Annotated in this window: 14 protein-coding genes; 11 read left to right on the top strand and 3 right to left on the bottom strand. The window is 38.8% G+C overall.

Annotation, left to right across the window (positions count from 1 at the left end):
* Positions 1-7: 7 nt before the first annotated feature.
* The 5 genes from ACIQ7N_RS09990 (at position 8) to ACIQ7N_RS09970 (ending at position 2889) form a co-directional block, all read left to right on the top strand.
* Positions 8-847 carry a flagellar hook-basal body protein gene (locus tag ACIQ7N_RS09990; RefSeq protein ID WP_248717833.1) on the top strand — a complete coding sequence of 280 codons (840 nt, stop codon included), beginning with the start codon at positions 8-10 and terminating at the stop codon, positions 845-847.
* A 47-nt stretch (positions 848-894) separates the two neighbouring features.
* The gene (locus ACIQ7N_RS09985; protein WP_132360388.1) at positions 895-1179 is read left to right on the top strand and encodes a DNA-directed RNA polymerase subunit beta; all 285 of its coding nucleotides are present in this window, start codon (positions 895-897) and stop codon (positions 1177-1179) included.
* Positions 1180-1333: 154 nt separating this feature from the next.
* Complete coding sequence (gene fabZ, locus ACIQ7N_RS09980; RefSeq protein ID WP_132360390.1) at positions 1334-1777, top strand: 3-hydroxyacyl-ACP dehydratase FabZ; 444 nt, start codon at positions 1334-1336, stop codon at positions 1775-1777.
* A gap of 226 nt (positions 1778-2003) precedes the next feature.
* Entirely contained in the window at positions 2004-2387 is a 384-nt protein-coding gene (locus ACIQ7N_RS09975; protein WP_248717834.1) for a hypothetical protein, read from the top strand.
* 109 nt (positions 2388-2496) lie between these two features.
* The gene (locus ACIQ7N_RS09970; RefSeq protein ID WP_248717835.1) at positions 2497-2889 is read left to right on the top strand and encodes a hypothetical protein; all 393 of its coding nucleotides are present in this window, start codon (positions 2497-2499) and stop codon (positions 2887-2889) included.
* 263 nt (positions 2890-3152) lie between these two features.
* Here the strand turns inward: ACIQ7N_RS09970 and ACIQ7N_RS09965 are convergent, their stop codons facing one another.
* Positions 3153-3578 carry a YwpF family protein gene (locus ACIQ7N_RS09965; RefSeq protein WP_402931722.1) on the bottom strand — a complete coding sequence of 142 codons (426 nt, stop codon included), beginning with the start codon at positions 3576-3578 and terminating at the stop codon, positions 3153-3155.
* 511 nt (positions 3579-4089) lie between these two features.
* Between ACIQ7N_RS09965 and ACIQ7N_RS09960 the strand changes: the two genes are divergently transcribed.
* Positions 4090-4512, top strand: a complete 423-nt coding sequence (locus tag ACIQ7N_RS09960) for a single-stranded DNA-binding protein (RefSeq protein WP_248717836.1) — start codon at positions 4090-4092, stop codon at positions 4510-4512.
* A 254-nt stretch (positions 4513-4766) separates the two neighbouring features.
* Here ACIQ7N_RS09960 and ACIQ7N_RS09955 read toward each other — a convergent pair whose 3' ends face one another.
* Both ACIQ7N_RS09955 and ACIQ7N_RS09950 read right to left on the bottom strand, forming a co-directional pair.
* The gene (locus ACIQ7N_RS09955; RefSeq protein ID WP_402931720.1) at positions 4767-7529 is read right to left on the bottom strand and encodes a DEAD/DEAH box helicase; all 2763 of its coding nucleotides are present in this window, start codon (positions 7527-7529) and stop codon (positions 4767-4769) included.
* Positions 7526-9100: a hypothetical protein gene (locus ACIQ7N_RS09950; RefSeq protein WP_402931718.1), complete on the bottom strand. Its 1575-nt coding sequence runs from the start codon at positions 9098-9100 to the stop codon at positions 7526-7528. The genes ACIQ7N_RS09955 and ACIQ7N_RS09950 overlap by 4 nt, the downstream gene beginning before the upstream one ends.
* A 198-nt stretch (positions 9101-9298) precedes the next feature.
* On the opposite strand from ACIQ7N_RS09950, the gene ACIQ7N_RS09945 reads away from it, so the two are divergent.
* From ACIQ7N_RS09945 to ACIQ7N_RS09925, 5 genes are all read left to right on the top strand, one after another.
* Positions 9299-9772, top strand: coding sequence for an IDEAL domain-containing protein (locus ACIQ7N_RS09945; protein WP_132360402.1), 474 nt, complete (start codon positions 9299-9301; stop codon positions 9770-9772).
* A 203-nt stretch (positions 9773-9975) separates the two neighbouring features.
* The gene (locus ACIQ7N_RS09940) at positions 9976-10824 is read left to right on the top strand and encodes a flagellin N-terminal helical domain-containing protein (RefSeq protein WP_402931716.1); all 849 of its coding nucleotides are present in this window, start codon (positions 9976-9978) and stop codon (positions 10822-10824) included.
* Between the two features lie 17 nt (positions 10825-10841).
* Positions 10842-11009, top strand: a complete 168-nt coding sequence (locus tag ACIQ7N_RS09935; protein WP_402931714.1) for a hypothetical protein — start codon at positions 10842-10844, stop codon at positions 11007-11009.
* Between the two features lie 302 nt (positions 11010-11311).
* Positions 11312-11461, top strand: a complete 150-nt coding sequence (locus ACIQ7N_RS09930; RefSeq protein ID WP_402931712.1) for a hypothetical protein — start codon at positions 11312-11314, stop codon at positions 11459-11461.
* 90 nt (positions 11462-11551) lie between these two features.
* Positions 11552-12496 carry a nuclease-related domain-containing protein gene (locus ACIQ7N_RS09925; RefSeq protein ID WP_402931710.1) on the top strand — a complete coding sequence of 315 codons (945 nt, stop codon included), beginning with the start codon at positions 11552-11554 and terminating at the stop codon, positions 12494-12496.
* The last annotated feature ends 207 nt before the right edge of the window (positions 12497-12703 follow it).

Below are 12703 nucleotides of genomic sequence, written 5' to 3'. Positions count from 1 at the left end.
TTTGAACATGTTACGTACAATGATGACTGCAACAAACACAATGGGGCAATTACAAAATAGACTAGATACTATTAGTAATAACATTGCCAATAGCAGCACTCTCGGCTATAAATCACAGGAAGCTACATTTAATGAATTGCTGTATCAGCAATATAATAATGACAAGCTAGACCGAGCTGACAGACAATCACCTGTTGGCATCCGTTATGGATCAGGTGCTATGCTTGGACAAATTCAATCAAATCAAAAGCAAGGCTCTCTACAAACAACAAATCGTGACCTTGATTTAGCCTTTACAAAACCAAAGCAATATTTCAATATTTTAATGCCAGATGGTGAAAATGGCACAAAAACAGTGTATACTCGTCAAGGTGACTTTTATTTATCACCATTAAATAATGGAACAGTAATGGTTGTAACTGCAGATGGATATCCATTGGCAAACTCAACAGGACAAGCTATTACATTACCGGATAATGTAAAAAGTTTTGCGATCCGTGATGGAGGCGTATTAGAGGCATCATATCCTAATGGAGATGTTATTCGTACTGATGTAGCAGTGACAGAGTTCCAAAAGCCACAGCTAATGGAGAAGGTTTCTGGCGCCTATGTTGGATTGCCGAATAACCTAGCTCAGCTTGGATATACACAAGCTGAAGTTGTCACTGAATTACGAGGAGCAAATCGTCAGCAAATTGGCATGCAGAACGGTTCGCTAGAAATGTCGAATGTAAATCTTTCAAAAGAAATGACGGATTTAATTCAGACGCAGCGTTCTTATCAATTTAATGCAAGAGCTGTAACTTTAGCTGACCAAATGCTTGGGCTCATCAATGGTATTCGATAGTAAATCCGTTATTACTGTTTAGTAAGTAATGAAGAGGAGTACAATCTATGACAAACGATTCAAGTCGAGGTTCTATGCAAACAAAAGAAACCGATACGCCACCAGAAGAGAAGGAACACCGCTCAAATGGAGAGCAACGAGAGGTTCGCTGGGTGCAAATACGGCTGATTCCGATTTGGCTTCGCGTTGTACTTATTATCATCTTAGTTGTTATTGCCGCAGTTGTAGGTGCAATGTTTGGCTATAGTGTAATTGGACAAGGTAAAGCCATGGACGTTTTTAAACCAGAAACATGGCAGCATATATTTGATATTATGAATGGTAAAGAATAAAATTATTCTTTACCATACTTTGTGTTTACATAAAATATCTTCATACATTAGATGTCCAACACCTAATGAATAAAGATGTAGCCTCCGGCGCATGTCACGGATTCTATTCAACGCATTGCGCCAAGGCGAAATTATTATTAAGGGGGAAAAGAAAATGTTAACTGCAGAACAAATTCAAGCAATTTTACCGCATCGTTATCCTTTTTTATTCGTTGATCGTATCGTTGAATTAGAAGAAGGCAAGCGTGCAGTTGGTTTAAAAAATGTCTCTATGAACGAAGACTTTTTTAATGGGCATTTCCCTGGCTATCCAGTAATGCCTGGGGTTTTAATTGTAGAGGCGCTAGCACAAGTTGGTGGTGTAGCATTATTAAATGCAGATGAATTCAAAGGTCGTCTAGCTTTCTTGACAGGTATTGATAATTGTCGTTTCAAGCGTCAAGTAGTACCGGGAGATCAACTACGATTAGAAGTAGAGTTCGTGAAACTACGTGGAGCAATGGGCAAAGGTCATGGTGTGGCTACAGTCGATGGGGAACTAGTATGTGAAGCGGATATTTTATTTGCTATTGGGCCAGAACAGCCAAAACAGGCTTAATTTGCAATTATAGGCTAAAAGATATAAAATAATGATGTCGAATAATGTCTTTACTGTTAATCTTTTTAATAGTTTATGACATTCAGTACTTTTAGTGACGTGAATGCAGATAAAAATATCACGATTATTGAAATGTTTTATAAAAAATGCAATGGCGTATATGTGATTGTAAATTGAAATACATGTAATTTTAGTTTTGTTTTTAAAACGTAGGAGGATTATATTGATGTATAAGGAATTGTCTTCAGGTGTTAAAATTAGCATTACGCGTTCGATTTCAACATCTTTTGAATCATACTTAGCAAGTATTGATTGGAAAGAAGAGCGTTTTTCTATGGAAGACTTTATTGCTAGCTGGCAAACTTATTTTCAAGAAAATGCCGCATGGATCGAAAAAATCCCAGCAGATGTTTTGATGAGTACTGAATTCCATGAAGAGATGGCGCAAAAAATTGATGAAGTAATTGCAAAAATTTTAAATGAAGAACCAACAGCGAAGCAAATTGAAACAATCGAGGCCATGCAAAAAGAGCTAGGTACAAATTATAGCTACAACTGTAAAGCAGAAGCAGCATACGTTGAACAACTGTTAAAAGAAAAACAAAAATAGTTTGTAAAAAAATCGGATAGTTCCCTCCTTTCCCGGGCAATCTATGTAGGATCACAAATACACACACATTGTATTTGTTGACATAGCATCGAGAAAGGAGGATTTTTCTATGTGGAGAATGTCATTTTTGGCAATTATTCTTGCTGCTTTATTCCTTGGAGGTTGTAACTGGGGAAACAGAGCTGTTGAAACAAGACCAGTGGAGAATGTTAAACACGACGTTCGCCGAGGTGTTGAGAAAGTAGAAGAAAGAAATGACGTTTACAATCGTGACGTTAATGGTGTTCACCGTAACACTGTTCTACCTGAAGCTACAACACCAGGTACTACTGGTCCAAGAACTACAACTCCAGGTACAACAACACCAGGTACAACAACAGTACCAGGTACAACAACACCAGGTACAAATGCTGATTTAAATAGTACAAATGGCTATAACAATGTACCAAATGCAAACGGTGTTGTTAAAGAAAAGGTCGTTGAAGAAAAAGTAACGCGATAATATAAAAAAGAGTGTTTCCATCCAATGGAACACTCTTTTTTTCATTTAATGTGGGCGAGCAATACTCACGGGTTAGATGGTAATATCCGCGAAAAGAGAAGGAAATACTCGCAAAAGATTTTAGGAAGGACGGAAAAATGGTGCATATCCCACTAAATTTTCAGGTAATTAGTAAACACGATTTTTATAAGAACCTGTATCCTATCTCTATCTGTTCAATAAAAAAATAACGATGCAAATTTTTTTTGCATCGTTAAATCAGATCAATCATTTTTGAGTTTTGGTCGTTCTTTCATACCGTGTGAGAAGCGGTCCAATAGCTTATCTAACGTAACTCCCTCAACTAGTAATTCGGCTAGTAATTGCTCAGCATATTTCGAGCGTTTTGTCTTTAGTGTCCCTTTTAAAAGGACAGAGATGTACTCGCCGATTTCTTGAACTGTATGTACGACAACCTGGAAAGGAGCAGGCTCATTATCTGGAAATGAAATAACCGCACGTACATTAAAGACAGTAGCATTAGCTAAAAGTTCATCAAAAATAGAACGATATTGCCGGTCCATAAACAGCTCGAGAATCCAAGATTGATGGCTATTCTCCTGGTTAATAATAATACCATCGACTAAAGGGAAAGGTTGCATGCCGTCTTTTGTGACAAGGTCAAAGGAAAGCATCTTAAATGTTTTCATTATGTAAAATCCTCCTAAGTCGGTCATCCTTTTTAGTATAACATATTCAATTAGCTCTGTTTTACTTCATTCCGGACAGGTACAGATGTATCCCATCTCTATAAGGGGTGAGGTGAAGCGGTATTAAGTTACTTTTCAACATCCGCTGAAATAGAGGCTCACGTGATATTATCTCCGAACGTTAGCACTGCGCTTTCGCCAGCCAAAGCACAAAGTAGATTCCGGACTCATTGTATATCTGCGTGAAAGCGAAGCGACAGCAGCAATTATGCCGAGGCATCACTGATGATACAATCTGCAAAAACAGCGAAATTGCATATTTCAACAATTAGCATTTGCTATTACAGCGAAAAGCATTCTGCCATAAAAATCTTTCATTACATGAAAAGTAAATTGCTCAATATATCCAATTTATGATTAAAAACTAAGGGAAATGATAAAAATCGACTTTTGCCAATGTTGGATTAATTTTTGTAAGATGAGAGCAATCAAAAGCAAAGGAGGTGAATCAATGAACCAAGTCGGACTGGTCGGAAGGTTAACAAAGGATCCAGTGTTACGACACTTATCTGGAAATCGCGTGCAAGCACATTTTACTCTAGCCATTAATCGCAATTACAAAAACAGTCGTGGGGAAGTGGATGCTGACTTTATTCTCTGTACAGTATGGGGAAGGCTTGCAGAGCATATCGTCAAATATTGCGGAAAAGGCTCATTAATTGGAGTGAATGGTCGAATTCAATCAAGATCATTTCTAAATGAAGAAAGCACAAAGGTTTTTATAACAGAAGTAGTCGTAGAAGATGTCCGATTTTATCGGCTTAAGCCAAGGGATAGCGACGGGGCAATTGTTCCTCCAAAGCCACCAGATGAGCAGGAAGGCTTAAAGGATTTTGTGCTACCTGAGGCAGAAGTACAATTGCCAGCAATATAGCAGCTTTAATTGTTACATACGGGGCAAGTGACAAGTTGTCTGATCCGCCATTCTCCTTCTATTCTTGCGCCGTAATCAATTTAGAAAGGATGATGTCTACATTTCATAACGAAGTTCATTGCTGAAGACCGCACAGCAATGAGCATATTACACACAACTAAATATATATATGAAGTAAGTAGGGGAAGAAGTAACAGAAGATCCACTGAAATAAAAGAGCGCCAAGAACGTTGTGCTCTTGGCGTCTCACATCTTTAAAAATCGAGTTTCATTAAATCACGAAGTTCGTCATCTGCTAATTCGGTTAACCACTGGCTTGATTGAATTAGTTCTTCTGATAGTGCAGATTTTTGGGCTAGCATTTTATCAATTTTCTCTTCGATAGTACCAATAGTAACAAACTTATGCACTTGTACAAATTGTGTTTGACCAATTCGATATGCACGGTCTGTCGCTTGATTTTCAACGGCAGGATTCCACCAGCGATCTGCATGTAATACATGATTTGCAGCTGTTAAATTAAGCCCTGTTCCACCCGCTTTTAAGGAAAGGATAAATATTGGAAAATCTCCTGCCTGGAAAGTCTCTACTAAGCGGTCACGCTGCTGCTTAGGCATTGCACCTGTTAAGAAAGGTGCATCAATATTATATAGTTCACTAAAACAATGCTGTAGTAATTGCCCCATTCCAATATATTGTGTGAAAATGAGGCACTGCTCGCCATTGTCCACGATTTCTGTAGCCATTTGCACGATACGTTCTAATTTTGTGGAACGATTAAGCATTGATTCGGCATCCTCGAAAGGTTCTTTTAAATACAAGGCAGGATGATTACATAATTGCTTTAACTTACTGAGCATCTTTAAGACGCGTCCCTTCTTTTGAAAGCCTGTTAATTGCTCCAGCTGATCGAGCGTCTCTAATATATATCCTTCGTATAGAGATGCTTGCTCAGTTGTTAATGGGCAGTATTCATGAGACTCTTGTTTATCTGGTAAGTTAAGCTGTAAGTGTGGGTCACGCTTTGTACGACGAAGTAAAAATGCTTGAATTTTTGCCCGTAACTTCTGTTTATGTGACTCCGACTCATCTCGTTCTATCGGTAAAATAAATTCTTCATTAAAGCGGCCGAAGCTACCTAAATAGCCCTTATGGATAAAGTCAAAAATTGCCCATAGCTCTGACAAACGGTTTTCTACTGGCGTACCCGTTAAAGCAATATGATGCGTCCCTTGTAATTTACGAATAGCCCTTGATTGTAGCGTTTGCATATTTTTAATATTTTGAGCCTCGTCTAGCACAACGGTTGCCCATTCTACTTCCTGTAAAAACTCTGCATCCTGTGATACCGTTCCATAGGTGGATAAAATCACATGTGGTTTTTCTCTTCCTACTAGCTCTTTAAAAGCGTCCTCCTTTGCTCGATTCGCCTGATAATGCGTATGCACACTCAAAGAAGGAGCAAAACGAGCAAGCTCCTTTTGCCAGTTGCCTAGCACAGACGTAGGGCAAATAATGATGGACGGTTTTGTATCCTCAGTTGTTTCATAAAGATGAAGTAAATATGAAATAAGCTGAACCGTTTTACCAAGACCCATATCATCAGCTAGGCATGCACCAAAGCCTTGTTCTCGCATAAAGACAAGCCATTCAAAGCCCTCATGCTGATATGGGCGTAATTCTGCCCGCAAAGATGTAGGAACCTGGACAGTAGGGAGTCCTTTTTTCTCCTGAAGCTGCTCCATATAGGATTTCAGCGATTTTTGCAATTCAAATGCAAAAATCGGGTCATCTCGCATTGCATCATCGGCATCCTCTTCTTCAAGAGGTAAGGATAAATCCTCTGGTAGCTCGCGGAATAGCAATTCGCGAACGGTCCAGCTTTCATCTTCTGCTTGCTGCATCAATGCACGCATTTCTTGCATCCAGGTCGCATTGACTCGGAACCATTCTGTACCAATACGAATGAATTCGCGTTTCTCATCTACAAGCTTTTTAAATTGCTCAGGTGAAATGGACTGTCCATTCATAGAAAACTGCCATTTGAACGTTAAAATATCATCTAGTCCAGCAACCTTCTTTGTCGCTACATTGCCAGTACTTACGCGAACACGCATTTTTGACTGTTTTAAATCCTTTAGCCAAGCCGGTAGTACAACATCAAAGCCGAGTGCTTGTAATCTTGCTAAATCTTCACGTAAAAATGTTCGAACTTGTAAATCGTCAAGCATAATACGGATGAAAATATCGCTACGTAAATCTTCAATAGAAAGAAGATCTACAATTTGTCCTTGTTGCTGTTCAATAGCATCAGCATACATTTGCCATTTCGTCGGTAGAGCATCAGCAATTGGTAGTGACTGCTTTCGCATAGCTGGCGTCCAGTAGTTTTTGGCTGTAGGCGTACTTAGTACTGTTTCTAAAAGCCAAACATCTGAATCTTCCTCAGGCTCACCTAAGCGTAGGGAGACAGTAACTGCACCTGCCTGTCGTTCCTGCTCTAGTGGCCAACCACCACGCAAGAAAAATGGCATTAGCTTTGGTAAATCAGACATTATTAGACCTGCTTGAGCTAGTTTTTGCTGCACTGCCGTTTCTAATAAAGCTGTATCTTCACCTTCTATAGGGAATGTTAGTGTGGAAAAATCATCTGCAATCACTGCGTGTGACCAGAGCGAGGGCTCTTGCCAATACGTTTGTAAAGCAGACACTTTTTCTAGCCATACCTGACTTGCTGTATCCGTACCTTGCCAGTCAATAAAAGGATGCAGATAGCGCCGTGAAAAAATATCAAGGAGCTCAGAGGTTGAAACTTCAATCGTACGTTCTGAGCGATTGGTTAATAAACCATAGACATTCGCTTCATAGTTAAAAAATAATGAAGAAATGAGTGAGTCTGCTTCTATTGCTACACCGTCAGCAGTATATCCCTGTAACGTAAAATATCCTTCCTGTGCTGCATGAATACGAAGCTGTTGCTTTTTTGAAAACGGGGAAGGAGCATTTATAGTCATCATACTAAGTTTCCTTTCTCAATTTCTTCTTGTAATGCACGAAGTCGTTTATACTCTGCGCGAATTGTTTGCATATATGTCTCAAAATAAGCAGTTTTACCAGCACGCTTTGCGGCACTGCGCATACTTTTCCAGATTCGTACAGCCTGCTTATAGTTCATACGTGATTTTTGTGTAATTTCAGCCATGGCATATAGATGATATAAGGGCAATACTGTTGCAGGCGCAACCTGAAGTACATCTTTTAATCCACACATTTCTAAATAAGAAAGGGAGGAGAGATTTAACTGATGGAGGGCTGCCCATTCACGATAACGTTCTTTTTTAATAAGAAGGAACGAAAACGGTTGAAGCCCATAAACACCAAATGCACTATATAATGTAACTTCCTGTTCTTCCGTAAGCTGAATGTCTTCGTATAAAAGCTGAAATTGCCTTACATATTGAGCACGTTTTACAACTGGCACTGTTTGCTGTAAAAAGACTTCGGTAAATGGTAGCATCGCACGTAAAATAATGGACTGTGCATGTGATTCGCCAGCACGTTTTGCAAAAGTAGCCAGCTCAAATAGGTCTTGCATATGTTGTCCATCAATATGTGCAATACTTTCCTGTAATAAACTTTCTTTTTGTAGCAGCACATAAAATAGCAGTTTCAATGACTGCAAGGATATCTCAGGTGAAGGATTTCCAAGATTATTTATAAGTGCTAATTCCTGTTCACGACGAGGCTTTTCATAAAAAAGCACTGCCCAAAGTAGCATATATATTTGTAGTCGATCAGCAAATAATCCTTGTCGTTCCAATAAAAATTCCCGAACTAACTCCTGAATCGCATCATAAAATGGATCAGTGGCAAAAAGTCGTGATCGTCCCGTTAGCTCCGTCAATGTACTTTCGAATGATTGGACACTTTGATCAATAAAATATTTCATATAAGGAGAATCCAAAGAATGTCCTTTTGTTTCATTTAAATGACGCCATATTGTATTAAAGATCGATAGCTCCATAAAAAGCTTATAAAGTGGCTGCCACTCACGCTCGAAAGGCATATGCCGTTGAAGTCGCTCCAATGCATCTGTTCGTATAGCTGAAAGGCCATATCCTTCTAAAATTCGCCCAGGTGGCAATAAACGTTTCATGACTTCATCGACCATCAATCTCCAGCTTTCTGGACTTCGTTCATCTGCTAACGATTTTAATTGCACTGATTTTTGAGCGCGCCATGCACTTGACCAATTTTGCACCGAATCAAAATACTGATAAAGAGCAAGCAATGAGCCAACCTGATGTCTACACCATTTCAGCTGAGGACAGTTACAGTGCAGCTCCTCTTTAGCAAAATCAATTTCTACAGTAGCAGGTCTGACATCCTGTACGCTTGCATATAATGTAGAACTTGCTCCATTAAAACGTTCAAAGACAACTGATTTATTTCGCACTGAAAAAACAGCACGACGCACTAGCTCTTCGTCTTCAGTAGAGGAAGGATGTAACGCCTGTTCAGCTTCCTGTAATTTGGCAAGGATAAATTCTTGGTGTTCCTTAGCTAATTGGGCAATAGACAATGCCATAACCTCACTCCTTTCAAAATGTATAGCTAGTGGGCATGTGTAAATATAAGAAAAAAAGACTGTCCTTCCATTATACGATTAAAATGCGTACATGATAAGCTGAATGATTTGAAATAAAAAAATCGAGGAGAAGATAGTTAACAAGATAATTTATTTGTGTTAAAATCTGAATAATCAGATAAATAGGGAGGGATAAGGATGATGCAAGTTCAATATATGAAGCCATTTTACACAAAAATCACTGGAGATAAACTACGTCTAGTGTTTGCTTATCAATATTTCTCTATTTTAAAAGAGAATGAGATTTTCCATTTCATTCCTATTGAAGGTAAAGAGATGATTATCAACTTGAATACACAACAAATTGAAAATATATCCGAGGTATTTGTTTTCCAGAAAGGGAATCGTTTTATCCGGTTGCCATTATATCAATTATTATTAATTACAAATGTTCATGAGCATCTAGCACCAATTCTCGAAAGTGCTACCCCAAAGCCTCAGTTACCACTTGTATCTTCATTGACTGTTGGCGAAGTAGATCAGCTCATTACAGAATTGGAGCAGCAAAACATTGATAATTTAATAGATCAGGCATTACTAGATCATAATAAAGATCTCTTTTTTGAACTTCTACAACAAAAGAACCATCAACTCGGAGGTTTCGAAAATTGAATACACGGTATTGCAATTAAGCACCTACTTTTCATATGTGAAAAGCGGGTGCTTTTATATATTGCTGGGTCTAAAGTCTAAAATATGAAAATGAACTAAAAGTTATTGATGTATAGAACCTATTAAATTAGTATACATTACCAAAATAAACTTAAAAGAATCTAACATAGACCGATATAAACAACAATAGGGGTGGTGAAATAATGCTTGGAAAATGGTCAGCAACGGGGTTGTCAATTTTAAATAATATGAATAGACATTACGGTGCAATGAACAAGGCAATGCTTCGAATTTCTTCAGGCTACCGCATCAATAGTGCTGCGGATGATCCAGCGGGACTTGCGATTTCCGAAAAAATGCGTGCGCAAATACGCGGCTTGAACATGGCAGCGAAAAATATTCAGGATGGTATATCACTCGTCCAAACAGCTGAGGGTGCACTAAATGAAGTACATGATATGATTCAACGCATGCGTGAGCTCGCAGTCCAAGCGAGCAATGATACTTTAACGGATAGTGATCGGGAGAACCTCGATATGGAATTTCAGGAGCTAAAAAAAGAAATTCAACGCATCTCGAAAGACACTGAGTTTAACACAAAGACATTACTTAATGGGGATTATGCTACAAACGGTATTAAAATTCAGGCAGGTGCCAACGCAGGCCAAAGTATCGAGCTGTTTATTGGCAATATGGGTGCTGGAGCAATTGGCTTGGACGATAAGACATCCATCGCAACTCGAGACGACGCCAACAAAGCGATTCCCACAATGGACGAGGCCTTAAAACGTGTATCAAGCGAGCGCTCAAGACTAGGCGCCTACCAAAATCGCCTAGAGCACGCCTATAACGCAAACGTAAACACAGCAGAAAACCTACAAGATGCCGAATCCCGCATCCGCGATGCCGATATCGCAAAAGAAATGATGAACATGGTAAAAGCACAAATTCTAATGCAAGCAAGCCAATATGTACTAGCAATGCACATGCAACAAGCACAATCGATTCTAAAACTACTCGAAAGCGGAACAACAAGGAATCCCCGATACTAAAGGAGATTCCTTTTTTAGTGGAAGCTGATAAAGAAGAGAGGATCGCTGATAGAAAAGGGATCATCGCTGATAAAAAAGAGAGGATCGATGATAAGAAGGTGACCATCGCTGAAAGAGAAGTGGGAGCCGTTGATAAAAGTGAGACAATCGTTGATGAAAGTGAGAAATCGATGATAAAAAAGTGAGGACCGCTGATAAGAGCATGGCCGATAAAAGCGAAGTAATCGATAAAGAATAGAGCATCGCTGATAAGAGTAAAACAATCGCTGATAAAGAAGAGAACATCGCTGATAAGAGTGAAATAATCGCTGATAAAAGGGTGAACATCGCTGATAAAGAAGGGAACATCGCTGATAAAAAGGTAAACATCGCTGATAAGAGAGGTGGGAATCGCTGGAAGAAAAGTGAAAGCCGTTGATAGAAGTGGGACAATTGCTGATGGAAGTGAGAAATCGATGATAAAAAAGTGAGGACCGCTGATAAGAAGGTGACTATCGCTGATAAAGAAGAGAACATCGCTGATAAGAGTGAAGTAATCGCTGATAAAAAGGTGAACATCGCTGATAAGAGAGAAACAATCGCTGATAAAGAAGAGAACATCGCTGATAAAAGTACAACAATCGCTGATAAAAAGTGAAAACTGCTGATAGACATGCTATAATCGCTGAAAGAATCCTAAACAGCTGAAAAACCTAATAAAAATTTAAATAGAAAAGGAGAGAATAGATTGCTAGTAAAACCCTTTGCACCATCTCCATTGACTAAAGGACTTCAAGCCCTTGTGACTCGGTTGCAGCCCACGCATCCACAATATCAAAGTCTTCAGCAGGAACTTAAAATTAAAGAAGCAGGCGATTTTGGTGAGCAATATGTTATGAAGGAACTACAGCAAATAGCACTGCTCAACGATTGCTACATTTTCCACAATGTTATACTTCCCTCTGTTTTTCCCATGCAAATTGATATTTTACTCATTGTCCCCAACGCTATTATTCTATTAGAAATTAAAAATATTCGAGGAACTGTACATTTTAAAGGTGACCCACGTCAGCTCATTCGTACATCGGAATCTGGAGAAGTTCATGTTTTTACGCATCCTGAAATTCAACTTGAACAATATATTCAAGGTATGAAACATTTCTTACACACCCAACACATTTCTATACCCATTTATGGGGCTGTTGTCTTCCCATTTAATAATGTAAATATTCATCGAGAGGACGGACGATTGCCGATTTTAATGGCAAAAGAGCTACCGATATTTCTGCACCAACATATAGAGAAGAACAAAGAGACAATAACAATGACAGCAATCAAAAACCTTATTTTGTCACATTTACGGGATAGGACACCATTTCCGCTTTGCCAATACTATCAAATTGATGACTCTGCTTTGCGGCGTGGTGTTTATTGTGAAAACTGTGCGGAGTTTGGGATGGAGAAATTGAAAATAGGTTGGCATTGCCAGATGTGTCAACATCGGTGTCGCGATGCTCATATTCAGGCACTAAAAGATTATTATATGCTTATTGGCGAAACGATAACGAATCGTGAATGTCGTGATTTTTTGATGATTGGAAGTGAGCATATAGCAAAACGCATATTACAAAAATTACAATTACCACGAAGCGGATCTAATAAATACTCGAGTTACAAATTGTCTGGTTTATAGATGAATCGCTGATAAACTCCTGAAAATCGCTGATAAGACCAGCATAATCGCTGATAAACCCCTGAACATCGCTGATAAAACTCAAAAAATCGCTGATAAACGTGCCAAAAGCGATTGAGTCCGTATAATTGTGTAAAAAGAAAAGGGGTCATTTTCTTTCCTCTTGGTTACAATGTTTTCAACCACGAAAATAAAGTAAAGTGAGGA

The organism is Lysinibacillus sp. NPDC095746 (assembly GCF_044763535.1).
Lineage (GTDB): Bacteria > Bacillota > Bacilli > Bacillales_A > Planococcaceae > Lysinibacillus.
This window is presented reverse-complemented; position numbering and strand designations above follow the sequence as displayed.

Coding starts and splice junctions, on each gene's coding strand:
- ACIQ7N_RS09990 (WP_248717833.1), top strand. CDS start 8: ATGTTACGTACAATGATGACTGCAACAAACACAATGGGGCAATTACAA.
- ACIQ7N_RS09985 (WP_132360388.1), top strand. CDS start 895: ATGACAAACGATTCAAGTCGAGGTTCTATGCAAACAAAAGAAACCGAT.
- fabZ (WP_132360390.1), top strand. CDS start 1,334: ATGTTAACTGCAGAACAAATTCAAGCAATTTTACCGCATCGTTATCCT.
- ACIQ7N_RS09975 (WP_248717834.1), top strand. CDS start 2,004: ATGTATAAGGAATTGTCTTCAGGTGTTAAAATTAGCATTACGCGTTCG.
- ACIQ7N_RS09970 (WP_248717835.1), top strand. CDS start 2,497: ATGTGGAGAATGTCATTTTTGGCAATTATTCTTGCTGCTTTATTCCTT.
- ACIQ7N_RS09965 (WP_402931722.1), bottom strand. CDS start 3,578: ATGAAAACATTTAAGATGCTTTCCTTTGACCTTGTCACAAAAGACGGC.
- ACIQ7N_RS09960 (WP_248717836.1), top strand. CDS start 4,090: ATGAACCAAGTCGGACTGGTCGGAAGGTTAACAAAGGATCCAGTGTTA.
- ACIQ7N_RS09955 (WP_402931720.1), bottom strand. CDS start 7,529: ATGATGACTATAAATGCTCCTTCCCCGTTTTCAAAAAAGCAACAGCTT.
- ACIQ7N_RS09950 (WP_402931718.1), bottom strand. CDS start 9,100: ATGGCATTGTCTATTGCCCAATTAGCTAAGGAACACCAAGAATTTATC.
- ACIQ7N_RS09945 (WP_132360402.1), top strand. CDS start 9,299: ATGATGCAAGTTCAATATATGAAGCCATTTTACACAAAAATCACTGGA.
- ACIQ7N_RS09940 (WP_402931716.1), top strand. CDS start 9,976: ATGCTTGGAAAATGGTCAGCAACGGGGTTGTCAATTTTAAATAATATG.